Consider the following 24,324-nt stretch of genomic DNA (forward strand, 5'->3'; position numbering starts at 1 on the left):
TGCGGGCGAATGCACGTCCGGGGCCTTTTTCGTTTCTGGAAAGGGATCGTTGATTCCTGGCTTGCCGACAGCGGCTTTATGTCGCCGTACTGTCGACCAGTTCAGCCCGCTTGTGGAACGGGCCACATCCGGCCATCCGGACAAATCCGGCGTCGCCTGGGACGTCCTCCCTCTGCGTGATCGAACACGCGACGGTTCTTCATCGACTCCGGGCAGGTGCTGACTTGCGACGAATCCCTCTGTTTGGCCCTGGCGTGCTCGTACTCGCGATCGCATTGATCGTGAACCTCGCCACGGTCCGCGCCGCCGACGCCACTGGCAAGATCCAGCCGACCATCACGCTGACGGCAGACAGGAATCCACTCGACGTCGACCACCGGACAGCCGTCGTGACCGGCACGGTGACCGCGACCATGCCCGACGGGAGCACCGGGCCGCTCACCGACCAGCAGGTCGAGGTCAACCCCGATGTCGGAGCCGGCCAGCCACGGACGCTGACCACGGACGGCGACGGGCGCTTCAGCCTGGCCGTCACCCCGGACGACCGTTCCACGATCGTGGAGGCGGCGATCCAGGAGACCGATCGCGTGGCGGCCGCGAGCGCGCCGCAACTGTGGCTCGAAGTCCGGCAGACCGCGGCTCGGGCTTCGTCCTGCGAGGTCACCCCGGCTCGGGTCACCAAGACGACGCCCATCACGGTCACCGGCACCGTCACCTACGACACCGGCGCCGGTCCCGTGCCTCTGACCGGCCGGAACATCGTGGTACGGGATGACAAGAACTTCCAGATCCTGGGAACGGCGCCGCTGAACGCCGCCGGAGCGTTTAATGCCACGGTGCCGATCACGGCGGAGCCGGGCTTCCACCCCCTTCACGTGGCACCCGATATTCCGTCGGACGACCTCTACTTCTACCCGGTCAACTGCGGCAATGCGGAGGGCAAGGTGCCGGTGGTCGTCGCGCCCGGGACGCCGCGGTTCGCGAACTTCAGCGTCGCGTTCAACGAACCCCACCGAGCGGGCGTCTTCGGGGCCATCGAGAGCCCGCTGGGACCGAACGGCGAAGTACTGTTCTACGACATGGAGAATCTGCCCATCACCATCGAGTGGTCGCGCAACGGCAGAACCCACTGGCGGCATCTCGGGCACCTGATCTCCATGGACAACGGGATATTCGGCACCCGTGACCGGGGCCTTCCGGAGTCGGAGAGCGACCCGTTCCCGGCGCGCGCCGGGTACTTCCGAGCACGCTTCGGCGGAAACAACTTCCTCTACTCGGCCATCAGCCCGGTGGTGCGCGCTCGGTAATCCGGCGTGCGGTAAGGAATTGGTTGCCAGTTCGATCGCCCCGCGAGTGCGACGCCGGAGATTCGGGACGATCACCGTAGATAATTGATGTCTGTAGTGCGACGCCGGAGATTCGGGACGATCACCGTAGATAATTGATGTCTGTCGATGGTTGTCGGCGATCGCTGCCGCGCCGCTTCGGAGCGCAGGGCCGCAGCCGGCCCTGCGCTCCGGGCCAGCCTGCCCTCCGAAATCGTCCCCGGAGAAGGTCCAGGGCAGGGTCCTGATCTCCGAATCTGAGCCTTGATCGTGTCGGGTCGGCCGAGGAGGCGGAATCGGTCGACCAAACGGCCGACCCCGTCGCTCAGGAGTGCTTCTCCGTCGTGGGCGTTCCGTAGCATCGCGCCCGCGTAGTCGAAACAGTCCGTCCGGGCAGATGGGCTGTACGAGCCGCGAGGCCGGGGCCGTTCACCCCCGCCAGATGCAGCACCGCGTCCGCACCGCCGGGGGCGATCACGAGGACCTGCGCGGCCAGGCCGCGCGTGTGGGTCGAAGACGTGGATCTCGGTGCCGGTCAGGCCGGTGACGGAGTCGGCCTCGGTGCCGGAACGAGCGGTGGCGATCACCTCCGCGCCACGCGCGGCAGGACACGGTTGATCATCGGGGTGGTGAGCAATCGGTTCGCGGTGGCCTGCCGGTGCGCGGTGACCGGATCTCGCGCACCAGGGCGCTGTGTGCCGGTGTGAGAAGGCACCGTCCGGCATGGAACGAAACGGCGCGGCGCGACCGGCTGTCATCGTCTGCCGCCCTCACGACCGGGCGTCGGGGTGGTCCGGCCGGTCGATCTCATGGGGGCGGCGACGGTGTCGCGAGTCCTCCGCGATCATCCTGGGTCGATATGAGTTGGGCGCGTCGGAGACCTCGACGCAGCGCAGGCGGGGGATGGCTGGCCTGGCCGCCGCAAATGGCAATGAGGTCTCCCTTCGTACCGCCGGGTCTTGGGCGGACCCCGCGCCCATACCGGTCCGCCGGTCGGTGAGGCGCGCGGGTGATCGTCAGGGCAGCGGCCGGGGCGGCGGCGCTCGCCGCTGCGCCTACCGTTCGCCGCTGCGCCTACCGTCCGCCGCCCTGGAGCCTGAGCCCGCCGGTTGACGGGCGGCGCCGGGCCCGGGACGGGCCGGCGCTCAGCCCATGCTCTTGGCGCCGTCCAGGGCCTCGCGGATGATGTCGGCGTGCCCGGCGTGCTGGAACGTCTCGGCGGCGATGTGCATCAGCACCAGGCGGGCCGACCACTTCGCGTCCGCCTCGAACCACGGTGCCTTCGGCAGTGGCTGCTCGGCACCGAGGTCCGGCAGCTCGACGACCAGTTCGTCGGTTCGGCGCGCTACCTCCTCGTAGTCGGCGAGGACGCCGGCCAGGGTCTCGCCCGGCAGCATCCGGAAGTCGTCGGCGCGGCGCTGGAAGTCCGCCTCGGTCATGGCGGCGAAGTCGGGCATGGCGGACGGACCCTTCACGATGAACTCCGTCCAGCTCCGCTCCACCGAGGCGACGTGCTTGATCAGCCCGCCCAGGCACAGCTCGCTCGCGGTCGTCCGGAGCCCGGCCTGCTCGTCGGTGAGGTCCCGCGCCGGGAACCGCAGGAAGTGCCGGGCCTTGGCCAGCAGCGCCAGCAGGTCGGCGCGCTCCCCGGTCGTCACCTGCGGGGCGTCCTCGCCGGTTCCGCTGGCGCTCACGTGCTCGTTCATGGTCCGTACCTCCTGGTCTCGTCTTTCCCCTGGGCAAGAGCCACGCTACGGGAGATAGCGGCCACTTTTTGACCTAGATTGCGAAGGACTTGGTGCCACAGCCAACTCCGGCAGCCGCGCCCTGCGCCGCGACACCGGTCGGCTCCACGAGCTGGGATATCCGGTCTAGGTCCGGCGTCGCTGGCGGCTATCAGCGCGCCGCGAGCACCGCCCGGCCGTCGCCAGGCCGTGACCGGCGCTCGGTATGCAGGCGGCCCGCGGTGCCTGGTGGACGGCATCGCCGGACCGTCCCTGCGGGTCCTCGCCGGGATCGTCCAGCCGATGCCGGGGCGGCTGCGGGGCATATCGCGAGGGAGTCTGACCTGGATGGCAGCGGCTGACGTGCATGGCGTCGCCGCCGCACTGATCGGCCTGGTCGCTGTACACACGTTCCGCGCGAACGGACGCCCCGGACCGGTCGGCGTGAGTGCTCTGGCTTGCTAACGCGGGTGCTGACGGCGGTTTGGACGAGGCGCGAACGCCAGGGCGTCTGAGGCTGCCGCGGTGACCGCAGGGGCGTACCGCGCTCGCGTTCTCGTTGGCGACTTTCGACAGCCGTTCCGCATGCACGGGTGGCTTCAGGGGCAGAGGGGCTATCAGCTCGGTGGTGAGGGTGTTTGGGCTGGGGCGATTGGTGGGATTTCCAGGTCGGTTAGTAGGGCGCGGATTTGGTTTTCTATTTCGTTGCGGATTGGGCGGATGGCTGCGAGGTTCTTTCCGGCGGGGTCGGGGAGTGACCAGTCGAGGTAGCGCTTGCCTGGGAAGACGGGGCAAGTGTCGCCGCAGCCCATGGTGATGACCACGTCCGAGGTCTGGACGGCTTCGGTGGTCAGGATCTTCGGGGTCTCGGTGGAGATGTCGATGCCGGACTCGGCCATCGCTTCCACCACGGCCGGGTTCACCTGGTCGGCGGGGATGATCCGGCGGAGCGTACGTCGACGGCGCCGCCGGACAGGTGGGTGAGGAAGGCGGCCGCCATCTGGGATCGGCCCGCGTTGTGCACGCAGACGAACAGGACGCTGGGTCTATCCGGCATGGGCGGGGCTCCGTTCGGGGGTGGTGGAGCGCGTGAAGCGGCGCCGCCAGGACAGCGAGACGTAGACCAGGCTGACCAGGACGGGGACCTCGATGAGCGGTCCGACGACTCCGGCGAGCGCCTGGCCGGAGGTGGCGCCGAACGTGGCGATGGCCACGGCGATGGCGAGTTCGAAGTTGTTGCCGGCCGCGGTGAAGGCGAGGGTCGCGGTGCGTTCGTAGGGCAGGCCGATGGCCTTGCCGAGCGCGAACGAGGCGAACCACATGATGGCGAAGTAGGCCAGCAGCGGCAGGGCGATGCGGGCGACGTCCAACGGCCGGGACGTGATCGTGTCCCCTTGGAGGGCGAACAGGATGACGATGGTGAACAGCAGGCCGTACAGCGCCCACGGCCCGATCCTGGGCAGGAGTCGTTCCTCGTAGCGCCGGCGGCCGAGCCGTCGTTCGCCGATGCGGCGGGTGAGGTAGCCGGCGGCGAGCGGGACGCCGAGGAAGACCAGGACGTTGACGGCGATCGTCCAAGGGGAGATGTCGAGGGTTCCGCCGTCGTCCAGGCCGAGCCATCCGGGCAGCAGGTCCAGGTACAGCCAGCCGAGCAGCGCGAACGCCAGGACCTGGAACAGCGAGTTGAGCGCGACCAGGACGGCGGCGGCCTCCCGGTCGCCGCACGCCAGATCGTTCCAGATGATGACCATGGCGATGCAGCGGGCCAGGCCGACGATGATCAGGCCGGTGCGGTACTCGGGCTGGTCGGGCAGCAGCAGCCAGGCCAGGGCGAACATCACCGCCGGGCCGACGATCCAGTTGGCCGCCAGGGAGGCGGCCATGAGACGCCGGTCGCCGGTGACGGCGTCGAGGCGGTCGTAGCGGACCTTGGCCAGCACCGGGTACATCATCACCAGCAGTCCCGCCGCGATCGGCAGCGAGATCCCGCCGGCCTGCACCGCCGCGAGGGCCTGCCCCAGGCCGGGGACCAGGCGGCCGAGGCCGAGCCCGGCCGCCATCGCCACCAGGATCCACACCGCCAGGTACCGGTCGGTGAACGAGAGCCGGGCGGCCGGGGCGGCGGTCACGAACACGCTCCCGGTGTCCGCGCGAGGGGCTGCCCCGCGGGACGGGCCAGGATGTCGGCCAGCCGGTCGGTGGTCTCGGGGACTAGGCGGTAGTACACCCAGGTGCCGCGGCGCTGCCCTCGATCAGCCCGGCCTCGCGCAGCAGCTTCAGGTGGTGGGAGATCGTCGGCTGCGACAGTTCGAACTCCGGCGTCAGGTCGCACACGCACACCTCGCCGCCCGCGCGGGAGGCGATCATCGACAGCAGTTGGAGCCGTACCGGGTCGCCCAGCGCCTTGAACACCCGCGCCAGTTCGGCGGCCTGGTCGGAGGCCAGCGGGGTGGTCAGCAGGCCGGGGCAGCACCCGTCCACGCCATCCTGGCCGAGGACCCGGAGCTCTTGTTTCGACATGCTTCTATATTGACGTTCCTCGATTCAGCATGCAACTCTGGATAGAGAAACATCAATACAACCCGGTGGGAGACTTCCATGTCCCGTGTCCAGCTCGCGCTCCGCGTCGCCGATCTTGAGGGGTCGATCGCGTTCTACTCCAAGCTGTTCGGCGTCGAGCCCGCCAAGGTCAGGCCCGGCTACGCCAACTACGCGATCGCCGAGCCCGCGCTCAAGCTCGTCCTGATCGAAGGCTCCGAGGGCGAGCCGACCCGCCTGGACCACCTCGGCGTCGAGGTGGCCACCACCGAAGAGGTCGCCGCCGCCACTCTCCGCCTGGCCGAGGCGGGCCTGGCCACGTTCGAGGAGAACGACACGTCCTGCTGCTACGCCTTGCAGGACAAGGTGTGGGTCACCGCGCCCGGCGCCGAACCGTGGGAGGTCTACACGGTCAAGGACGACGCCGACACCCTTGGCAAGAGCGCCGACGACGCCCGCGACGCCTGCCGCATCACCGACCCGGCCGCCGCGGCCAAGTCCGGTGATGCCGGGGCCGAGACCGGATGCGTGTGCGGTCCGAACTGACCGTCGCCTAGGCGGAACGGGTCCGGTGAACGGGTTCGGTGAACGGGCCCGGTGAACGGGTGCGCGACCTGCCTCGCGCCCGGCGCTCGGGGGCGTCGATGCTTCGCCGTCGTCCGGCCGACCGGCACGCAGATCCCCGTCGTCGTGCTGGAACGTGTCGATGGCGACGTCTCCGTCCAGCCGCTCCCTGAGAAATGGCCTGCACAAGTAGTTGGCCACGTTAGGCGTTGATCTGCTTGGCACTCGACCACGCTCGGCGGAGCGTCCTACGCCGATTGGACGGATAGCTCGCTCGCTCTTGCGCGGCGCGTACCGCTGATGCGTCACGTCCAACTCTTGGCGGCCGCCGCGACGCGTCCGCCCGTCCGCCCGTCCGCCGGACGGCATGACTGGGCAGGCAGTTTGTAGCGTTCGCTGCGACGCATGGCGTTGGTCTGTAGCGAACGCTACGGTCGTGGCCGTGGACGAGCCTCCCGTCACTCGTACCGATAGCGGCACCAATCCTCCGCACCGTCCCTGCCCCATCGACGCCCGCGTTGTGGCCGTTCGCGGCTTGCGCTGCGGGGACGCGCTTTCTGAACGGCAGTGGTGCAGCCAGGTCGGGCTGCGGGCGGACGGCCACGAGAGTGCGGGCGCGTGGACCGCGGACCGGCCTGGGGCGGCCCGGACGGCGGTGCCGTGGACAGGGCGGCCGTCACCCGGTTGGCCCGCAGGCCGGACGTGCTGGCCGAACCGGCTAAGGCCAACGCCGTCCGGTTTCGGGTTGATGCCATGGGCGACGTCCCTGATGCCCTCACGCTCCGGACGCCTCGAATGACCTCGATGCCGCGTTCGCTGGCGACGTCGAGCCGTGCCCGGGGTTCGTCGGCGGTCTGGGCGTCGGCGCGGCGGGCCGTTCTCCGTGCCGATCGCGGCTGGTCGGCCGGTTGCGCACCGTGTCGCGGGGTGACGTCGGGCACGCCTGGGTCGTTCCTCGGGACGCCATCGAGTGCGCCCGAGACGGTCGCGCCGATCTTGACGGGGTGCTCGTTGCTCACTTTGGTGTGGAGTTGGACGGGTGTGGCTGAGCTGGCTTTGGGCGGGCTGGAGGTCCGGGGCGGCCGTGTCGCCGAACGTGACGCTGTGGTGTGCGAGGCGGTGGCTGGGGACGTTGGGCGCGGAAGCAACGGACGCAGCGGCGGGCAGTGAGCGAGGGGGCAGATGAGGACAGGGCAGGAGTTGGCGGGCCGGTATCGGCTTGAGCAGCCGTTGGGGCGCGGTGGGATGGGCGAGGTGTGGCAGGCGCTGGATCTGCGGCTGGATCGCCGGGTCGCGCTGAAGGCGCTGCTGGGCGACTGGGCCTGGACCGGTGAACAGATGGATCAGGCGCTGGCCCGGTTCCGTCGCGAGGGCAGGTCCGCCGCGCGTCTCAAGCATCCTCAGATCGCGACCGTCCACGACACCGGCACCCACGATGGACGGCCGTTCCTGGTGCTGGAACTGCTCGCGGGCCCTGACCTGGCCACACTGCTGGACGATCATCCGGGCGGGCTGCCGATCGGGATGGCGCTGGATCACGCCGCGAAGGCCGCCGAGGGGTTGGCGGCCGCGCATGACGCGGGAGTGATCCACCGCGACGTCAAGCCGTCCAATCTGATCCTCGACGGCGACGGTGTGTTGAAGGTCTGCGATTTCGGGATCGCACGGCTGGCGGGCGCCACCGCCGGCCTGACGGCGACCGGCGCCGGCTTCGGCACCGTGGCCTACATGCCGCCCGAGCAACTGCTCGGCGAGCCCGTCACCGGCGCCGCGGACGTCTACGCGCTCGGCGCCACGCTGTTCCACCTGCTCACCGGCCGGGTGCTGTTCCCTGCCGAGGATCTGCGCGCCGTGATGGGCCAAATCTTGCACAAGGCACCTCCGCCGCCCAGCAGCCTGCGGCCCGGCATCTCCCAGGCGCTCGACGACTACGTGCTCAGTCTCCTGGCCAAGGATCCGCTCGACAGACCGCCCGCCGCCGCCGTCCCCGCCGCGCTCCGCGACCTGGCCGCCCGCCTGGACGCCGGGCGCCCCGGGCCCGTTCACTATGACGACGAACGGGTCCGCTTCATCATCGAGGTGAACACCGCGAGCAACAGCGCCATCGAGTTCCTCATCGAACACGAGATACCCGACCATGTCCGCGACCTGTTCGACCGCGTGGAGCGCTACGGGCCGGCGGCGTGGAGCCGGGTCGTGTTCGTGCTCGTCGAGTACATCGCCATCGCCGGAAGGCTCGGGACCGGCGCCGACAGAGCCGAGGACTACCTGGGCGGCCTGTCCAAGACCGCCCTGGAGGACCGCCAGCGGGAGATGCACCATGTGATCGCCGACTGGATCCGGGACGGCCGGGACGGGGTGGTCGACGCCCTGGCCCGCATGGAGCCCGACACCGGCGTTGAGGCGGCCCAGCGCCTGTTCTGCGTGGCGGCCGAAGGCGCCGGATTCCCGCGAACCCGCATCGAAGCGCTCATGGACTCGTTGGAAAGCGGCAACCGGAACGAGTGACAAGCCATCGATCTCCGACGGGGTAGTGGCGCCCCGTGCGCCTTGGGCTCCTGACACGCGACTCAACTTTTTGTCCAGATGCTGATTGTGTGGCCAGAGAGCCCTTCTATGGGGTCCTTGAACGCTCTTGGCGTGCTTTGTCGCCCGCGTTTGGATCTAGGGGTGTGTGGCTTGGTGGGGCGCGTCGTTCCAGACGGCCCCTTGATGGCCCGGCGCCCAGTCCGCCGGGTAACCGGCCATGACCGACCCCGATGAGGCCGCCGGAATCCCAGAGCGTTCGCGCGCGTACGTCAGAAAGGGCAGCGACATGGCAGAGAACGTCTGGCAATCACTGGTGGACGGCAAGTTGCTGGGCAGTGGCAAGGTCAGCCGCGCAGCGATCCTCGGGCAGCAAGGAGGTGTCCTGGCCACCAGCGAGGGATTCGCTCTCTCCGCCCAAGAGCAGCAGGCCATCATCGAGGCGTTCCGCGATCCGGCCGCGGTACTGGCGACCGGTCTGCGCCTGGCGGGCATCAAATACTTCGCCTGGAGCGCAGATCCCGGCATCATCATCGTCAGGAAACAAGCTGACGGAGCCATCCTCGTCAAGACCAGGCAGACCGTCCTCGTCGCGGTCTACCAGGCGCCCACCATGGCGCAAGAGGCCATGCCCGTGGTCGAAAGCCTCGCCGACGAACTCGTCAACGCCGGCGACTGAGTCGTCCGTACACGACAGCCGTTCGCGCCTCAGCTCCTGTGGATGACGGGTCGCTGCGCGGTGTTGCGGCCAACGGGCAGCCGCCAATGTCGCAGCGTCATTGACCGCGGGGTGTTGGGGGCGGGGGCGGGGGGCGGGGTGGCGATCGCGGGTATCTCGTGGCGTTTGTTGGGCGGCTTTCGCTTGGGTGAGGTGGGTCAGGGACGAGGGTGTTTCGGGGGGTTGGGGGTTGTCAGCCATAGGGCGGTGAAGGCGGCGCAGGCCAAGGTGATGGCGCCGGCCGTCAGGAAGGCGGTGCCCAGGCCCGCCTCGAACGACGCGCCGCCGGATTGGCGGGTGCGGACGACGGCTCCGAGCACCGCTACGCCGAGCACCGCGCCGATCTGCCGGGTGGTGCTGCTGACGCCGGACGCGAGGCCGCCCTCCTGCGGGCTGACCGATGCGATGGCGGCACCGGTCAGCGGGGACATGGTCAGGCCGAAACCGATGCCGACGATCGCCAGCCGCCACCACACGTTCCCGTAGCCGGTGTGCTCGTGGACCAGGCCCAGCGCGAGCAGGCCGAGGCCGGCCAGCGCCAGGCCAGTGGTGACCACGGTTCGGAAGCCGTACCGCGCGGCGAACCGGCCCGCGAACGGGCTGACGACCACCATGGCGAGGGTGGTGGGGAGGGTCTGGAGGCCGGCGCGCAGGATCGAGCTGTGCTGGACGTACACGAAGAACTGGGAGAAGAAGAAGGCCGAGCCCATGAGCGCGAAACCCACCACGACCATGGCCGTGTTGGACACCGTGAACAGCCGCTGCCGGAACAGCCGCAGCGGGAGCATCGGCTTCGAGCCGCGTCCTTCGACGGTGGCGAAGGCGGCGAGGGCCACCAGCGCGGCGGCGAAGCTGCCCAGGATCAGCGGTGAGGTCCAGCCCCGGGAGCCGCCCTCGATCAGCCCGTAGGTCAACGTCCCCACTCCGAGGATGGACAGGACGGTCCCGGGGATGTCGATCGCCGGTGCGTTCGGGTTGCGCGACTCGCCCAGGACGCGCAGACCGGCCAGCAGGAGGATCGCGCCGATGGGCACGTTCACCAGGAAGATGGCGGGCCAGCCGAAGGCGTCCACCAGGATGCCGCCGGCCACCGGTCCGGCGGCCAGGCCGATCCCGCTGAATCCGGCCCACAGCCCGATCGCCTTGACCCGTTCCTGGGGGACGGGGTACGCGGCGGCGAGCAGGGCCAGCGAGGCGGGGCTCAGGGCCGCGGCGCCGACGCCCTGCACGACCCGTCCGGTGACCAGCCAGCCGACCGAGGGCGCGACCGAGCACAGTACGGACGCGGCGGTGAACACGACGACGCCGGCCAGGAACACCCGCTTGCGGCCGAAACGGTCGGCGAAGACGCCGCCGGACAGCAGCAGCATGGCGACCAGCAGCACGTAGGCGTCGACGATCCATTGCAGACCGTTCAGCCCGGTGTCCAACCGCGACTGCATGTCGGGCAGCGCCGCGCCGACGATGGTGCTGTCGAGCAGCACCATGAACTGTCCCAGGCAGGCCACCGCGAGCAGCGCCGCCCGGCTCGATCGAAAGCCCGCGCCCGCGGGCGTCCGAGCCTGCGTCACGTCCTGGTGTGCGGTCAACACCGTCCCCTCTCCTGATGCGGATGCCGTGAGGACGATACTTCGATAATACCGAAGTGTCGAACGATGGTATCGTCGAAGCATGCGACCGCTACCCGAGCCCGCGCGCGAGTCGCTGACCCTCGCGCCGGTGCTGCACGCGCTCGGCGATCCGGTGCGTCTGGAGCTGGTACGGCGGGCCTGGGGCGAGCCCGAATCGACCTGTTCCGCGCTCGCCGACGGCCTGAAGGTGCCGATGTCGACGCTGACCAACCACTGGCGGATCCTGCGCGAGGCCGGGCTGATCAGCATGTCCGTCGACGGCCGGCACCGGCGGGTCCGGCCGCGCGCCGACGATCTGGACGATCGCTTCCCGGGCCTGCTCGATCCGATCCTGCGCCTCGGCGCCGCCGAGGCGCCCGACAGCGGCCTGCTGTAGGTGTGGGCGATGAGTGCGGCGACCGCCTTGTCCTGGGCGTCCTGCCGGGCATCGCCGGATGTTCGTCGGGACGGCGAACGGCGCGGCGGGCGGGGGCTGTGGCGGCGGCCTCGGAGGTGAGGCCGGCATGGTCCCGTCGTGCGTCCAGACCCGCGCCTCGGCCTGCCTCCGCGAGGAGCGCCAGGGGGTCAGGCCGGGGTGGGGTGGTCGGGTTTGAGGAGGTCGAGCATGGGGCGGCGGGCTTCGGGGCCGTAGGCGACGCTGCCGACGGGGACGGCGTGGTCGATCGCCTCGCTGATCTTCGCGATCCACAGCGGGCCGAAGCCGCCGCACAGCTCGATCATCTGGACTCCGTCCGCGACCAGGTCGCGGGCCAGGGCGATCGAACGGTCCTTGGCGTCGAAGTCCATGCCGATGGCGGTGAACTCGCAGTCCGCGACCTTGACGGTGCTGGTGCTGTTGTCGGGAGTGAAGCCGGGCGACAGGTACAGGTAGGCCCATTTGTGCAATGCCATCGCTGCGTCCCCTTCGGATGATTTCGGTGTTTGTCCCGTCACCCACAGTAGGAGGTGGGTGGTTGGGGACCCCTCCCGGGTGACGGCTGGGAACATCGGTCCGGGGGTTCGGGCGGCAGGAGGAGAGCGGTGGGGCTCGGTGTGCGGCTGCTCGCCGTGGTCGGGTGGCCCTTGCTGTTCGCGGGGGCGGTCGTCGGGCTGGCCTGGACGGTTTACGAGGGCCGGGGGTCTGTGGAAATGGCTGCTCGTGCTGGTGTTCGTCGGGGTCGGTATCGCGGTCGGGAGCCGGTGGTGGCTGCTGATGGTGGACGCCGGGACCGAGACCGTCGGCCCGGCCGTTTCGGCGGTGGCGGCCTTGGCCCTGGTCATCTGCGCCATGGCCGGAATCGACCGGTGGCTGCTGCACGAGCGCGGGCGGGAGACCACGTGCTCGATACGGTCCGTCAACGTCAGGCACGGCGAGGCCGCTGATTACTACACGTACCGTCTGGCCTGCGACGGCGGGCGCCCGTCCTCGCTGGTGCGGAACCGGGAGATCGCGCACGCGGTGGGACGGCGCGTTCGCGTGCGGTACGACCCCGAGGGGTCGGCCATCACGACTCTCGCCACGAGCAGGTGGGCCTCGGACGACGGGCGCGGCCTTCTTCTCGGCGCTGGAGCCGCGCTCGCGTTGCTCGTGGTCACGGGCCTCGGGGCGGTCCTGACGCCTCGTTGAGGAAGGTACGGCCCGCATTACCGCGCATGGGCAGCAGCCTGCATTGTCGGCCGCCGGGCGGCGCCCTGGGGTCAGGTGGTCATGAGGTCTTTCCGGCGAGGGTGCCGGGGTGGTGGCGTGTGGGGCGGACGGTGGTGTGCGGGGGTACGGGGGCCAGCCGTGCCGCCGGGGGCAGCGGTGCGTGTCGGGGGGACGCCTGGAGTGCCTGGATCGCGAGGGCGGCGAAGCGGCGGGACGCCGCGACGCGGGCGGCCGGGGACGCGGCCTGGATGCCGCAGTTGGCCATGATGAGGAGGATCAGGTCGTCCAGGACGAAGTCGGGACGCAGGGCGCCGGCGTCCTTGGCACGGCGGGCGAGTTCGGCGATCGTCCTCAGGGTCTCCTCGCGGACGGCGGCGAAGTCCATCGCGTTGGGAAAGGCCGTCATGAAGGCCGTGGTGAAGCCCCGGTCGTGCGCGTGCAGCTCGCAGATCCTCTCGATCACGAGGCGGAAGCCGCGCCACGGGTCCGGGTCGGCGAGCCCCTCCTCGGCGATGGTCAGGCACGCGCCCATCTGCTCCCTGAAGGCTTCGGCGGCCAGCGCCTCCTTGGTCGGGAAGTGGCGGTACAGGGTGGCGGGGCCGACCCCGGCGCGGCGGGCGACCTCGCGCATGGGCGCGTTCAACCCCTCGGCGGCGAACACCGCGCGGGCCGCGTCGAGGATGAGCTCGCGGTTGTCGCGGGCGTCGGAGCGCAGGGTGTGAGGCAAACGGCCGGTCATCGCTCTCACTTTACCTAAACGGACGGGGGCGTCCGGCTAGCGTCCGATGGGTCGTTCCGCCTCGGCGGAGCCGTTCGGACCGTTCCCCCAGGGCAAGGAGAAGGCAGTGAAGGCAGTCGCCATCGAGACGTTCGGAGACCCCGAAGGGCTGGCGGTCATCGACCTGTCCGTCCCGGCTCCCGACGCCGGGCAGGTGCTGGTCGGCGTCGAGGCCGTCGGTGTCGGCGGCGTCGATGTCCTGATCCGGAGGGGCGCTTTCGCCGCGTACGGCTTCAAGGAGGGCCACATCCCCGGCAACGAGGTGGCGGGCACCGTGACCGCGGTCGGCGCAGGCGTCGATCCCTCATGGGTCGGACGGCGCGTGTGGGCGTTCACCGGCGCGCACGGCGGCTACGTCGAACAGGCGATCGCTCCGGTCGAGAAGATCTCTCCCCTGCCCGCGGGCCTCTCCGCCGTCGATGCGATGGCACTCGGGAACTCCGGCCCGGTGGCCCACTTCGCCCTCGACCGGGCCCGTTTCGCGCCCGGCGAGTCGGTGCTGGTACGCGGCGCGGCGGGCAGCATCGGCATCATGGCTGTGCAGCTCGCGGCCCGTGTCGGGGCGGGCGCGGTGGCGGTCACGACGTCGTCGGCCGAACGCGGGGAACGGCTGCGCGAGCTCGGCGCGACCCACGTGCTGGACCGTTCGGGCGAGGGAGGCGGGGACGACGGGGACGGCGTCGGCGCTCCCGCGGGTTACGACGTGATCATCGACATCGTCGCCGGGGCGGACCTGCCGTCGTTCTTCGACAGGCTCAACCCGAACGGCCGCGTCGTGGCCGTCGGCGTGGTCGGGGCCTGCCTCCGGCGGACTTCGGCATGAAGCTGATGGAGGGGTTCCAGAGGTCGTTGTCGTTCGCCACGCTCAGCCTCGACACCGTGCCCGAAACCGAGGTGCGTGCCGTACGGGACGAGCAGTTCGCCGCCGCGGGTCGCGGGGAGCTCCGGCCGGTGGTGCAGGAGGTGCTGCCGCTGGAGCAGGCCGCGCTGGCGCACCGGAAGATGGACGACGGCGAGGTGTTCGGGAGGATCGTGCTGACGCCGTAGCCCTCGCGGGGCGGTGACGTGCGGGACGTGCGGTCAGGCGGGCTTGATCGTGGGGGTCGCGTGGACGGGGAAGTTGACCGAGTTGGCGATGAAGCACATCTCGTGGGCCTTGTCGTGGAACCCGGTCGCCTTGTCGATGAGGTCGGGGTCGGCGATGGTCACCTCGGGACGCAGGGTCACCTCGGTGAACCGGCCGCTGCCCTCGGGCGTCTCGACCATCGTGCCGGACGGGCGGTCGGTGTAGGCGGTGACGACCACGCCGGCCTGGGAGCACAGGGCCAGATACCAGAGCATGTGGCACTGGGAGAGGCTGGCGACGAGGAGCTCCTCGGGGTTCCAGCGTTCGGCGACGCCGCGGAACGCGGGGTCGGCCGTGCCGGGGAGCGGCGGCTTGGCGGGCGTGTCGACGGCGGTGACGTCGTGGTCGCGCGCGTAGTCGCGGTAGCCGGTGGTCCCCGGGCCGGTGTTGCCGGTCCAGGTCACCTGCACTTCGTAGTGGTGCGTTCTGGGCATCTCACCTCACCGAGACGGTGGACCAGTCGAAAGGCACGTCGTCGACGATATCAAGATCGGCGCAGAAGCCGTGGAGGCCGCTGTAGTTCTGGAGCAGCCGCTTGGCGGAGCGGTCGTGCTCGGTTTCGCGGACCATCTCGGCGCCGCCCTCGATTCCCAGAAGCTCCACGATCCGGTGCCAGGTGAGGAAGTCGGTGGCGGAGAAAGCCTCCAGCCCGTCGGCCAGGCATTGGCGGAAATAGCGTTTCCGTTCGTCGTCGAGTTTGGTGTAGACGGCCTTGGCGACCTGGTCGGCGATGGAGGAGTGGCAGTACTCGTCGCGGTTGTGGAGGTCGGCGGTGACGCTGTTGATGGGCTGGATCTCCTTGTCGTCGGCGATCAGGTCCAGGTAGGAGTTGATGGAGATCTCGGCGACGGTGGTGAACGCGAGTTTGCCGAGGTCGCGCTCCCAGTCGGTGGTGCCCGCGGCGACGCGGGCGAGGTGGCGGCGGGCCTTGACGCCCATGGGCAAATCGCGTTCCGGCATCGGCCAGCCGCGCTGGCGGCGGGTCACCGTGATCGCGTTCAGGTGGATGAGGATGTGGTACTGCTCGTCCACCATCGCCTGCGTGATGGCGGTCTCCATCGACTCGCCCAGGCCGGTGTCGTAGGTGCCGGTGGTCAGCAGCGTGAACGTCGGGTTCACCACGTACCGCTCGGTGTCGGAGATGTGCTTGTTGAACGCGATCCACGCCCACGCCAGCAGTTTGGCGCGCGTCTCGTCGTCCAGAGCCTGATAAGTGGAATGGTCCCTGAAAGGCAACAGCCCTTCGGGATAGTCGGGACGGTCCGGCTCGAACAGGTCGTCCAGATCCGGCTCGGACCGTTTCACGGTGGCGCGCCGGTGCCAGTTGTCGGCGAGCCTGCGGATCACAGCGTTCTCGACCGGGTTCTCCGGATCGACCGCCGACAGGTCCATGGTGTCTCTCCTATTCCGCGAGTCGTTCGGCGATCTGTTCAGCGATCTCTTCGGCGGTGGCGCCGAGCAGGGTGGCGGCCGGGATCGCGACGCCCCAGGCGCGGAGGACCCGCTCGCGGACGTCGGTGGCCGTGAGGGAGTCGCAGCCCACGGCGCGCAACGGGCGGCGGCGCGGGATCTGGTCCGCGGGCAGGCCCAGCGCCTCGCCGAGTTCGGCGACGAGAGCGTCCAGCGCGTTGCCGGAGGGCTGTGCGGCGACCTCCGCGGCGGGCTGCGCGGCGGGGCGTACGGCGGGAGCGGGGGGTTGCGCGGGGCGGTGGCGTCTCCGGAGGTGTCGACGTCGATCGCCCAGCCCTCCCCCGCGGGCCGTATGTCGATGTGGATGGACGGCGCCCGCGCGGGGGCCTCGGCCTGGGCGAACCAGGCCGGACGGCGCTGCCACGGGTAGGTGGGCAGCTCGTCCACAGGGCCGGGCGCCGGGTGGTACACGGACCAGTCGACGTCCACGCCGTGGGTGTAGAGCTCGGCGAGCGCTTCGGCCAGGGAGGTCGTTTCGGGCTGGTCGCGGTGGAGGGACGCCGTCACGGCGTGGCGCGCCTCGTCCTCCGCGACGACCTGCCTGATCGCGGGGAGCAGCACGGGGTGCGGGCTCACTTCGAGGAACAGGGTGGTGCCCGCGGCGGCCTCCGCCGCGACCGCGTCCGCGAAACGGACGGGGCTGCGCAGGTGGTCCGCCCAGTAGTCGGCGCCCAGCCGTTCGCCGCGGGTGAGGTCGCCCGTGACGGTGGAGCGGAACGGGACGTCAGCCGCCGTGGGCCGCAGGTCCGCGAGGGCGGCGCGCAACGGCTCCCGCAGCGGTTCCATGTGGGGGCTGTGGGAGGCGTAGTTGATCCGTACGCGGCCCGCCCGTACGCCCTCGCGCTGGAGGTCGTCCAGCAGCGCGGCCACGGCTCCGGCGTCCCCCGAGAGCACCGTGGAACGGGGACCGTTCACCGCGGCGGTGGTGAGGCCGTGCCGTCCCGCCGCCTCCGCCTCGGGCAGCGCCACCGCCGCCATCGCGCCGCGGCCGTCCGCGCGGGCGGTGATCTCGCCGCGCGCGCAGATGAGGCGGGCGGCGGCGTCCAGGCTCAGCGCCCCGGCGGTCTGGGCGGCGGCGACCTCTCCGAAGCTGTGGCCGAGGACGGCGTCGGGCCGGATTCCCCACGATCGCCAGTGGGCGGCGAGCGCGACCTCGACGGCCCACAGGGCGGGCTGGATCACCGGGGTGCGTTCCAGGGCGTCCGGCACGTCCGGCGCGTCCGGTGCGTCCGGCGCGTCGGCGGTGAGGACGTCCAGCAGCGACCAGCCGGCGTGCGTCCGGATGGCGGCGTCGCACCGTTCGATCGTCCGGCGGAACGCGGGCGAGGCGTCGAGAAGCCCGCGCCCCATGCCCGCCCACTGGCTGCCGTGGCCGGGGAAGACGAACACGATCCGCCGCTTGCCGCCGCGTCCGGGCGGGTCGCCGGCCCGGTCCCGCAGGACGGCGGCGAGCCGGTCGCCGGTGCGGGCGACGCAGGCCAGGCGCCGCCGGTGGTGGGAGCGCCCCGGGCGGCGGCGGCGCAGACGCGTTCCGCGTCGGCCGGGTGCGCGCCGTCCAGGCGGTCGGCGTAGGCGTGCGCGAGCGCGGTCACGGCGCCGGGCGAACGTCCGGAGAGCGGCAGCAGCAGAGGCCACAGGCCCGGTTCCCGCGGGACGGGCGGCTCCTGCTCCTCGACCCCGGTCAGTACGAGATGGACGTTCGTTCCGGAGAGGCCGAACGAGGTGACCCCGGCCACGGGCGGCGTTCCCTCCGGCCAGGGGAGGGGCTCGGTGGGCAGCCGCAGAGGGATGTCCGGCTTCGTCAGGATCGGGTTGGGCTCGTCCAGCAGCGGGTTGCCCGGCACGAGCCGGTGGTGCAGCACGAGCGCCGTCTTGATGAACCCCGCGATGCCCGCGGCGCCCTCGGGATGGCCGATGTTCGTCTTGACCGACCCGATCAGGCAGGGCCGTTCGCCCGGACGGTCGTCCCCGAAGACGCGGGCGAGGGCGTTGAGCTCGACGGCGTCACCCGTCGTCGTGCCCGTTCCGTGGGCCTCGACGTAGCCGACGTCGGCCGGGGAGACCCGCGCGGTGGACAGCGCGTCGCGCAGCAGCGCCTCCTGCGCCTCCTGCGCCGGGGCGACGAGGGAGCCGCTCGCGGCGCCGTCGTTGTTGCCCGCCCCGCCGAGCACCACCGCGTACACCCGGTCGCCGTCCGCGCGGGCCGCGCTCAACGGCTTGAGCAGCACGACTCCGACGCCCTCCGACCGGACGAACCCGTCCGCCGAGGCGTCCCCGAACCTGCAACGTCCGACCGAGGACATCAGCCCGACCTGCTCGTACACCCCGGCGAGCTCCGGCAGCAGCACCAGGTTCACGCCTCCGGCGAGGGCCGCGTCGGAGTCGCCGTACCAGAGGCTCTGGCACGCCAGATGCACGGCGGCGAGCGACGACGAGCAGGCGGAGTCGAGGGTGAGGCTCGGCCCGCGCAGGTCCAGCGCGAAGTTGACGCGGCCCGAGGTGAACGACGCGAGCCCGCCGCCGGTGAGGGCGTGCAGGTCGAGGTCGCCGTGCCTGCTCTGGAGCTCCCAGTAGTCCCGGCCCATCTGGCCCATGAACACGCCGGTCCGGCTGCCCGCCAGGGAGGTGGGCGGCACGCGCGCGTCCTCAAGGGCCTCCCAGGCGACCTCCAGCAGCAGGCGCTGCTGCGGGTCGAGGTGCTCGGCCTCGCGGGGCGAGATCCCGAAGAACGCCGCGTCGAACCCCGACACGTCCCGAGAAACCCGCCGTGCCGAGTGCGGGGCTCGGGCCCCGCTGCCGGGAGGTGGCCGTAGACCTCGGGATGCCGGGTGCGGGCGTCCGGAACCTCGGTCACCCCGTCCACACCGTCCACGAGCCGCCGCCAGAACTCCTCCGGCCCGTCCGCCCCGGGAAACCGGCAGCCGATCCCTACCACGGCCACCGGCTCCCGTCCCTCCCCGAGCGCCCCGAGGCGGGTCGGACGCTCGTGGGGAGCGTGGCGGGTGGTGTGGTCGAGGGGGCTGGCAGGTGGTGGCGGAGGGTGGCTTTGATCAGGCGGGTCAGGTCCGGGCGGTGGGTGGAGACGAAGAAGTGGTCTCCGGGGAGTTCGCGGACCGTGGCCGGGCCGGTGGTCAGGTCGGCCCAGGCGGGCATGTCGGCCGGGGGCCGAGGGGGTCGTCGGCGCCGCAGAACGCCACGAGGGGGCAGTCGAGCAGCGGGCCCGCGCGGTGCCGGTAGGTGCCGACGACGGTGGTGTCGGCGCGCATCGCCGGGAGCGCGCCGCGGAGCAGGTCGTCCTCCTGGCGCAGCCGGTCGGGGATGCCGCCGAGAGAGGCGAGGGCGTCGAGGAACGCGTCGTCGGGCAGGGTGTGCAGGTCGCTCGGCGGGAGTCGGTGCGGCGGCGCGATGCCCGCGACGAGCAGCGCGACCGGCGCGGGGCCGTCCGCGCGGAGCTGGCGGAGTGCGATCTCGTACGCCAGCAGGGCCCCCATGCTGTGCCCGAACAGCGCGAACGGGCGGTCGAGGTGGGGGCGCAGCGCGTCGCCGACCGCCGCGGCGAGTTCGGTCATCGACTGGAGCGAGGGCTCGTCGAGCCGTTCCTCGCGGCCGGGCAGCGCGACCGGCACCACGTCGATCCAGCCGGGCAGGTCGTCCGGCCAGTCGCGGAACGCCGACGTTCCGCCGCCCGAGTGCGGCAGGCAGAAGAGCCGCACCCGCGCCGACCGCCGGGGACGGTGCGTCAGCCAGGTCATGGCGCGCTCACCTCCGTGCGGTGGTGGAGCCCGTACCGGCCGAGGAGGTCCAGCCACTCCCGGGACTCTCGCGCGCTCTCGGCGGCGCGGCGCAGGCCCGGAGGCGTCGCGCCGTCCAGCAGGCGGGTGATCGCGCAGGCCAGCGGCAGGGACACGCAGCGCGCCATCGCGCTCTCGTGCCGGTCGCCGACGACGTCGAGGACGCAGCGGCCGTGCCAGCGCCCCGTGGGGCCGCGCGCGTCGAGCGACACGGCGAGGACGACGCGGTCGAGGTCGGCGTCCGTCGCGGGATAGCGGGCGGCGAGGTCCTTCGCCAGCGCGTCGATCCGCGTGCCGTCGCCTTCCCGCAGGACGGCGAAGACCTGCGACCAGGCGTCGAGCCATCCGTCCAGGCGGAGCGTCCCGCGGATGAACGTGTCGATCCGCCAGGCGGACGGGAAGCCGTACTGGGCGACGAACGGGACGCTGTCGCGGTTCGGCAGGGCCTCGAACGTCTCGCCGTCCAGCTCGTACGGGACGGTGGCCTCCCAGGGGCGTTCGGCCGTCCGCTCCTCGCCCTCCTCGATGTGGCGGGCCGGGGTGAGCAGGGCGGTGAGGACGCCGCGCGGCGCCCAGCTGAAGCGGTAGCGGAAGTCGTTCGGCTCGGCCGGGACGCCGCCGCAGTACGAGGTGAACGCGACCGAGGCGGGGCCGTCGCCGAGCGCTTCCCGCGCGTCCCCCACGAGGACGTGGGCGAGGAGGTGGTCGATGCCGGGATCGAGCCCGGCCTCGGTCTGCACGACGAGGCCGGAGCGTTCGGCGGCCGGGCCCCGGGCCGCCATCGCCTCGGAGACGTAGCTGGAGCACACGAAGTGCGCGCGGCGTTCGAGGCAGGCGTCCAGCAGTTCGGTGTGCAGGTCGGCCGGGACCATCGAGACCACGACGTCGCCGGGGGAGATCTCCGCGGCGAGCGCGTCGCGGTCGTACCCGCGCACGGCGGCCCCGGCAGGCCGAGCCGTTCCAGCAGCGCCTCGGCGCGTTCCGGGCGGCGGTTCCAGAGCAGGAGCCGGTCGGCGCGTTCGTGGACGGGCACGAGGCCGCCGCCGGACGACAGGCCCGCCCCGACCCAGTGCACGGTCCCGCTGGGGGTGACCAGTTCAGACATCGTCCTTCTCCTGTACGGAGCGATCGGCTCGTTCGTAGGCGGCCAGGCAGCGGCGCCACGGCGGCGCCATCTCGCCCACCGTCGCGAGGTGCGGGGCGAGCTGGGCGGAGAACGCGACGCTGGACTCCTCCGGGACCAGCGACGGCAGGTTGTCGATGGCGATGAGGTCGATCGGCGAGGCCGCGTCGCGCAGCGGGCCGACCGGCTGCTCCCACGTGGTCGGCCGGTCGTAGACGGGCAGCATGTCGGCGGGCGAACCGGAGTCGCACGTGACGTCCGCGACGATCCGCAGGCGGCCCGTCCGCCGCGCCAGCTCGGCCCGCGTCAGCAGCGGCTCGGCCGGTCCGCTCGCGAAGACGGCGTTGACGAGGATGTCGTGGTCGAGGACGGCGTCCCTGTCGAGCGGGTCCGTCTCCTCCACGTCCCAGGCCGTCGTGGGAACGCCCGCCAGCGCGAGGGCCTCGCGGGCGCCCCGGCCGCACCGGCCGAGGGCCCCGACGACCAGCGCCCTCACGTCGTCGTCCACGCGCTCGCGCAGGGCGTCCTCGATGGCCCGTACCGTCGTCGGGACCAGGGGCGCGGTGAGCCGTCCGCGATGGTGCAGGACGGCCAGCGCGGCGCCGACGTATCCGGCCCAGTGGCCGAACGCCACGAGGCGGCGCCCGTCGTCGCCGGTGAGGTGCTCCAGGTCCAGCAGCGCCCCGCCGCCCGCGCGGAAGCGGCGCAGGAGGTGCGCCGCGTGCGGCTGCCCCTTGTAGGCGTGGCCGAAGTAGATGTGCCGGTGCCTGAGCGTCCGCGGCAGGTCGGGGAGCTCCTTCAGCCCGAGGACCACCGTGTCCGGCGAGGCGTCCGGCCACGTGCACGCGCCCGCGACGGCGCAGCCCGCCGCGGCGTAGTCGCCGATCGGGAAGGCGCGCTGCGGCGACTCCTCCACGGTGATCGAGGCCCCGCCGCGGACGAGCCGGGCCGCGTCCAGCGGGACGAGCGGCGCGCGCCGTTCGGTGGGACGGATCTCGTGGCGCATCCACAGCGGCGGGTTCGCGGTCATCACCGGCCCGCCCCGCGCACGCGCCCCGCCCGCGCACGCGCGCCCGGACGTCCAGCGCGTCCGCGACGATCGCCGCCTGCACCTCCGACGGGCCCTCGTACACGCGCAGCGACCTGATCTGCCGGTACAGCCGTTCGGGCAGGCTGCCGCCGACGAGCCCGGCCGCGCCGTGGAGCTGGACGCAGGCGTCCACGATCTCCTGGGCCCGCTCGGTGGCATACAGCTTGGCGATCGCGGAGTCCTTGGGGGCGCGCCTCGTGCCGCGGTCGGTCTCCCACGCCGCCCGCGCCACCAGCAGCGCTGCGGCGTTCAGCTTGACCTCGGCGTCGGCGAACGCGGCGCGGACGCCGGGCACGTCGAGCAGCGTGCCGCCGTAGATGGCCCGTTCCCTGGCCCGAAGGTACGCGGCGTCCACCGCCCGCCGGGCGAACCCCAGGGCCGCCGCGCCGACCGTCATTCGCACCCGGTCGAGCAGGTCCATGGCGATGGCGAAGCCCTTGCCGCGCCCGCCGAGGACGTTCTCCGCCGGGACGCGGCAGTCGGTGAACTCCAGGTTGGCGAACGGGCGCGGCGCGATCAGCCGGACCGGTTCGACGCTGATGCCCGGCGTGGACGCGGGCACCAGGAAGGCCGTCAGCCCGAGCGGGCCCGGACCGTCGCCCGTACGGGCGATGACGCAGTAGAGGTCGGCGATGGTGCCGTTGGCGATCCACGCCTTCCGCCCGTTCAGCAGGTAGCCGCCTTCGTCGGGCTCCGCGGCCAGGCCGATCGCGGCGACGTCCGAGCCCGCGCCCTCCTCGGACAGTGCGAACGCGCCGATGAGCGCCCCGCTGGCCAGGTGCGGGAGGAAGCGCCGGCGCTGCTCCTCATCGCCGTGCCGCGCCAGCGGCGTCGCGGCGAGCGACTGGATGGAGTACGCGAAGTCGGCCAGGTCGTCCGCGTAGGCCAGCGCCTCCCGCGCCAGGCACAGCGACCGGTGGTCGCCGTCCCAGTCGAACCAGCCGTCCTCCCCCAGCGCCCGCAGCGTCGAGCGGACGACCCGTTCCGGATCGGCCGGGGCCGCCGTATCGGCCGTGCCGGTCGGGTCGGTGGTGTCCGTCCACAGGTCGGCGTTCTTGTCGCACCACTGGACGATCCGCTCGGCCAGCTCCCGGTGCCGCTCGTCGTAGAAGGGGAGGGCGAGCATCCCGCGGTCAACGCTCACTCGGGCCCTCCAGGGTGAAGATCTCGGTGGCGGAACGGGCCGGATCGCCGGGCCGCACGTGCAGCTCGCCGCGCGCCGGGAGCATCACGACGGCGGCGACGGTCCGGTCCGTACGGACGTCCCCGTTGCCGGGCACGCGGATCGGCGGCTCGCACAGCAGGGCGAAGTGCCGTTCGGGATCGGCGTCGCGCGGCAGACCGGCCAGGGCCGTCCGGCAGGCGTCCAGCCTGCGCGCGGACGAGTTGCGGGCGAAGACGTTGATCTCGTCCCGCGGCTCCAGGTCGGGATGCAGGTAGTGGTTGGTGTGGACGGTCTCGTCCGCCTCGACCACGCGCAGCTCGTCGTCGACGGCCTCCGCGTACGCGGCCTTGGACGCGTCGCACAGCGTGAAGCACCGCGAGCTCGCCAGCGGCAGGCCCTTGAGGATCGCGACCGCCTCGTCCACCGACTCCGCCTCGTCCAGCACATGCCGTACGGCCAGGTAGGGCGGCACGCCGGGACGCCACGTGCCGCCGAAGACGAGGTTCAGGCCGACCGCGAGGCCGTCGCTGTTGAGCCCGACGTACCCGAGCAGCCCGGCGAAGCTGAGCACCAGGACGCGGCGGGGCGCGCCGTCCCGGGCGAGGCGCAGCACGGCGATCTGGTCGTCCAGGTCGCCGTTCAGATCGACGGTCTGCGCCACGACCGGCTCGCCGCGAGACCCGGCGCGGGACGCCGCGCGCGCGTACGTCGTGCAGTCGCCGGTCGCGGGAACGCGCCGGTAGCCCATCAGCTCGCGGCGGAGCTGGAGCAGCATCGCCTGCTCCGGCTCGATGCCCGCGCCGTCCGCCAGGCCGCGGACCTCCTCGGCCAGCTCGGGGACCGCCTCCTCCACGACCGCCGTGTGGGCCTGGACGGCGCGCCGCAGCTCCCCGGGCGGGACCGGCGCCTCCAGGATGCGGTCGAGCCGGGCGAGGTCGTCGCCGAGGAACGCGCGCAGCCCGGTGGCCAGCGCCGCCCCGTGCCGGCGGCCGAGGTCGCGCGGGGAGCCCGCGGCGCTGACGAACGGGACGGCGGTCATGCCCCGGCGCCTTCCGGATGCCGGATCTCGGGGCTGCTCGCCAGCCGCCGCTTGGCGTCCGGCCACTCCGCCCGCAGCACGCTGTAGTA

General features: G+C 71.9%; 20 protein-coding genes and 5 pseudogenes. 8 read left to right on the forward strand and 17 right to left on the reverse strand.

The window, feature by feature from the left end:
* Window positions 1–254: 254 nt before the first annotated feature.
* On the forward strand, window positions 255–1,307 hold the full coding sequence (locus tag GEV43_RS13485; RefSeq protein ID WP_160820996.1) for a hypothetical protein: 1,053 nt from the start codon (window positions 255–257) through the stop codon (window positions 1,305–1,307).
* A 1,163-nt stretch (window positions 1,308–2,470) separates the two neighbouring features.
* On the opposite strand, the gene GEV43_RS13490 is transcribed toward GEV43_RS13485, so the two are convergent.
* From GEV43_RS13490 to GEV43_RS13505, 4 genes and pseudogenes are all read right to left on the reverse strand, one after another.
* Entirely contained in the window at window positions 2,471–3,031 is a 561-nt protein-coding gene (locus GEV43_RS13490) for a DinB family protein (protein ID WP_160820997.1), read from the reverse strand.
* A gap of 635 nt (window positions 3,032–3,666) precedes the next feature.
* Window positions 3,667–4,106: pseudogene (locus tag GEV43_RS13495) on the reverse strand (arsenate reductase ArsC).
* Window positions 4,096–5,178 carry an ACR3 family arsenite efflux transporter gene (gene arsB / locus GEV43_RS13500; RefSeq protein WP_309239615.1) on the reverse strand — a complete coding sequence of 361 codons (1,083 nt, stop codon included), beginning with the start codon at window positions 5,176–5,178 and terminating at the stop codon, window positions 4,096–4,098. Before arsB ends, GEV43_RS13495 begins: the two are co-directional and overlap by 11 nt.
* Window positions 5,175–5,569 (reverse strand): annotated as a pseudogene (locus GEV43_RS13505) (ArsR/SmtB family transcription factor). Before GEV43_RS13505 ends, arsB begins: the two are co-directional and overlap by 4 nt.
* Before the next feature lie 78 nt (window positions 5,570–5,647).
* Here GEV43_RS13505 and GEV43_RS13510 point away from each other — a divergent pair.
* From GEV43_RS13510 to GEV43_RS13520, 3 genes are all read left to right on the forward strand, one after another.
* Window positions 5,648–6,133 (forward strand): ArsI/CadI family heavy metal resistance metalloenzyme, encoded by a 486-nt coding sequence (locus GEV43_RS13510; protein WP_160820999.1) that lies wholly within the window; start codon window positions 5,648–5,650, stop codon window positions 6,131–6,133.
* A 1,200-nt stretch (window positions 6,134–7,333) separates the two neighbouring features.
* Window positions 7,334–8,659, forward strand: a complete 1,326-nt coding sequence (locus tag GEV43_RS13515) for a serine/threonine-protein kinase (RefSeq protein ID WP_302930782.1) — start codon at window positions 7,334–7,336, stop codon at window positions 8,657–8,659.
* A gap of 238 nt (window positions 8,660–8,897) precedes the next feature.
* Complete coding sequence (locus GEV43_RS13520; protein ID WP_160821001.1) at window positions 8,898–9,356, forward strand: profilin; 459 nt, start codon at window positions 8,898–8,900, stop codon at window positions 9,354–9,356.
* Between the two features lie 197 nt (window positions 9,357–9,553).
* On the opposite strand, the gene GEV43_RS13525 is transcribed toward GEV43_RS13520, so the two are convergent.
* The gene (locus GEV43_RS13525) at window positions 9,554–10,984 is read right to left on the reverse strand and encodes an MFS transporter (protein ID WP_206681156.1); all 1,431 of its coding nucleotides are present in this window, start codon (window positions 10,982–10,984) and stop codon (window positions 9,554–9,556) included.
* Window positions 10,985–11,066: 82 nt separating this feature from the next.
* On the opposite strand from GEV43_RS13525, the gene GEV43_RS13530 reads away from it, so the two are divergent.
* Window positions 11,067–11,402 carry a helix-turn-helix transcriptional regulator gene (locus tag GEV43_RS13530; RefSeq protein ID WP_160821003.1) on the forward strand — a complete coding sequence of 112 codons (336 nt, stop codon included), beginning with the start codon at window positions 11,067–11,069 and terminating at the stop codon, window positions 11,400–11,402.
* A 188-nt stretch (window positions 11,403–11,590) separates the two neighbouring features.
* Here GEV43_RS13530 and GEV43_RS13535 read toward each other — a convergent pair whose 3' ends face one another.
* The gene (locus GEV43_RS13535; protein ID WP_160821004.1) at window positions 11,591–11,917 is read right to left on the reverse strand and encodes a DUF6506 family protein; all 327 of its coding nucleotides are present in this window, start codon (window positions 11,915–11,917) and stop codon (window positions 11,591–11,593) included.
* A 247-nt stretch (window positions 11,918–12,164) separates the two neighbouring features.
* On the opposite strand from GEV43_RS13535, the gene GEV43_RS13540 reads away from it, so the two are divergent.
* The gene (locus GEV43_RS13540) at window positions 12,165–12,632 is read left to right on the forward strand and encodes a hypothetical protein (protein WP_160821005.1); all 468 of its coding nucleotides are present in this window, start codon (window positions 12,165–12,167) and stop codon (window positions 12,630–12,632) included.
* Between the two features lie 79 nt (window positions 12,633–12,711).
* Here GEV43_RS13540 and GEV43_RS13545 read toward each other — a convergent pair whose 3' ends face one another.
* Window positions 12,712–13,392 (reverse strand): TetR/AcrR family transcriptional regulator, encoded by a 681-nt coding sequence (locus GEV43_RS13545; RefSeq protein ID WP_160821006.1) that lies wholly within the window; start codon window positions 13,390–13,392, stop codon window positions 12,712–12,714.
* Between the two features lie 106 nt (window positions 13,393–13,498).
* On the opposite strand from GEV43_RS13545, the gene GEV43_RS13550 reads away from it, so the two are divergent.
* Entirely contained in the window at window positions 13,499–14,254 is a 756-nt protein-coding gene (locus GEV43_RS13550; protein ID WP_309239616.1) for a zinc-binding dehydrogenase, read from the forward strand.
* A complete protein-coding gene (locus GEV43_RS50115; RefSeq protein ID WP_241682887.1) occupies window positions 14,251–14,478 on the forward strand; it encodes a zinc-binding dehydrogenase in 228 nt (75 codons plus the stop codon). The genes GEV43_RS13550 and GEV43_RS50115 overlap by 4 nt, the downstream gene beginning before the upstream one ends.
* A 33-nt stretch (window positions 14,479–14,511) precedes the next feature.
* On the opposite strand, the gene GEV43_RS13555 is transcribed toward GEV43_RS50115, so the two are convergent.
* The 10 genes and pseudogenes from GEV43_RS13555 to GEV43_RS13590 all read right to left on the reverse strand — a co-directional run bounded on the left by GEV43_RS13555 (window position 14,512) and on the right by GEV43_RS13590 (window position 24,235).
* Window positions 14,512–14,991 (reverse strand): OsmC family protein, encoded by a 480-nt coding sequence (locus GEV43_RS13555; protein WP_160821007.1) that lies wholly within the window; start codon window positions 14,989–14,991, stop codon window positions 14,512–14,514.
* Window position 14,992: 1 nt separating this feature from the next.
* A complete protein-coding gene (locus GEV43_RS56065) occupies window positions 14,993–15,949 on the reverse strand; it encodes a diiron oxygenase (RefSeq protein ID WP_175250517.1) in 957 nt (318 codons plus the stop codon).
* Between the two features lie 10 nt (window positions 15,950–15,959).
* Window positions 15,960–16,391: an acyl carrier protein gene (locus GEV43_RS56070; RefSeq protein ID WP_375539091.1), complete on the reverse strand. Its 432-nt coding sequence runs from the start codon at window positions 16,389–16,391 to the stop codon at window positions 15,960–15,962.
* A 119-nt stretch (window positions 16,392–16,510) separates the two neighbouring features.
* Window positions 16,511–17,377: pseudogene (locus GEV43_RS56075) on the reverse strand (acyltransferase domain-containing protein); the annotation flags it as partial.
* Window positions 17,378–17,589: 212 nt separating this feature from the next.
* Window positions 17,590–18,968, reverse strand: a pseudogene (locus GEV43_RS13565) (polyketide synthase); the annotation flags it as partial.
* Between the two features lie 190 nt (window positions 18,969–19,158).
* A complete protein-coding gene (locus GEV43_RS13570) occupies window positions 19,159–19,779 on the reverse strand; it encodes a thioesterase II family protein (protein ID WP_160821010.1) in 621 nt (206 codons plus the stop codon).
* The gene (locus GEV43_RS13575) at window positions 19,776–20,753 is read right to left on the reverse strand and encodes a saccharopine dehydrogenase C-terminal domain-containing protein (RefSeq protein WP_206681157.1); all 978 of its coding nucleotides are present in this window, start codon (window positions 20,751–20,753) and stop codon (window positions 19,776–19,778) included. Before GEV43_RS13575 ends, GEV43_RS13570 begins: the two co-directional genes overlap by 4 nt.
* A gap of 162 nt (window positions 20,754–20,915) precedes the next feature.
* The gene (locus tag GEV43_RS13580) at window positions 20,916–21,971 is read right to left on the reverse strand and encodes a saccharopine dehydrogenase (protein ID WP_160821011.1); all 1,056 of its coding nucleotides are present in this window, start codon (window positions 21,969–21,971) and stop codon (window positions 20,916–20,918) included.
* A gap of 103 nt (window positions 21,972–22,074) precedes the next feature.
* Window positions 22,075–23,157 (reverse strand): annotated as a pseudogene (locus tag GEV43_RS13585) (acyl-CoA dehydrogenase family protein); the annotation flags it as partial.
* A gap of 7 nt (window positions 23,158–23,164) precedes the next feature.
* The gene (locus GEV43_RS13590) at window positions 23,165–24,235 is read right to left on the reverse strand and encodes a C45 family peptidase (protein ID WP_160821012.1); all 1,071 of its coding nucleotides are present in this window, start codon (window positions 24,233–24,235) and stop codon (window positions 23,165–23,167) included.
* Between the last annotated feature and the right edge of the window lie 89 nt (window positions 24,236–24,324).

Origin of the sequence: Actinomadura sp. J1-007, assembly GCF_009793335.1 — a bacterium.
GTDB classification, from domain to species: Bacteria; Actinomycetota; Actinomycetes; order Streptosporangiales; family Streptosporangiaceae; genus Spirillospora; species Spirillospora yumaensis.

Bases quoted from the DNA above. Each gene is read 5' to 3' on its own strand.
- GEV43_RS13570 (WP_160821010.1), bottom strand. From the start codon at position 19,779: ATGACCTGGCTGACGCACCGTCCCCGGCGGTCGGCGCGGGTGCGGCTC.
- GEV43_RS13515 (WP_302930782.1), top strand. From the start codon at position 7,334: ATGAGGACAGGGCAGGAGTTGGCGGGCCGGTATCGGCTTGAGCAGCCG.
- GEV43_RS50115 (WP_241682887.1), top strand. From the start codon at position 14,251: ATGAAGCTGATGGAGGGGTTCCAGAGGTCGTTGTCGTTCGCCACGCTC.
- GEV43_RS56065 (WP_175250517.1), bottom strand. From the start codon at position 15,949: ATGGACCTGTCGGCGGTCGATCCGGAGAACCCGGTCGAGAACGCTGTG.
- GEV43_RS13510 (WP_160820999.1), top strand. From the start codon at position 5,648: ATGTCCCGTGTCCAGCTCGCGCTCCGCGTCGCCGATCTTGAGGGGTCG.
- GEV43_RS13490 (WP_160820997.1), bottom strand. From the start codon at position 3,031: ATGAACGAGCACGTGAGCGCCAGCGGAACCGGCGAGGACGCCCCGCAG.
- GEV43_RS13580 (WP_160821011.1), bottom strand. From the start codon at position 21,971: ATGACCGCGAACCCGCCGCTGTGGATGCGCCACGAGATCCGTCCCACC.
- GEV43_RS13545 (WP_160821006.1), bottom strand. From the start codon at position 13,392: ATGACCGGCCGTTTGCCTCACACCCTGCGCTCCGACGCCCGCGACAAC.
- GEV43_RS13555 (WP_160821007.1), bottom strand. From the start codon at position 14,991: ATGCCCAGAACGCACCACTACGAAGTGCAGGTGACCTGGACCGGCAAC.
- GEV43_RS13590 (WP_160821012.1), bottom strand. From the start codon at position 24,235: ATGACCGCCGTCCCGTTCGTCAGCGCCGCGGGCTCCCCGCGCGACCTC.
- GEV43_RS13520 (WP_160821001.1), top strand. From the start codon at position 8,898: ATGACCGACCCCGATGAGGCCGCCGGAATCCCAGAGCGTTCGCGCGCG.
- GEV43_RS13535 (WP_160821004.1), bottom strand. From the start codon at position 11,917: ATGGCATTGCACAAATGGGCCTACCTGTACCTGTCGCCCGGCTTCACT.
- GEV43_RS13530 (WP_160821003.1), top strand. From the start codon at position 11,067: ATGCGACCGCTACCCGAGCCCGCGCGCGAGTCGCTGACCCTCGCGCCG.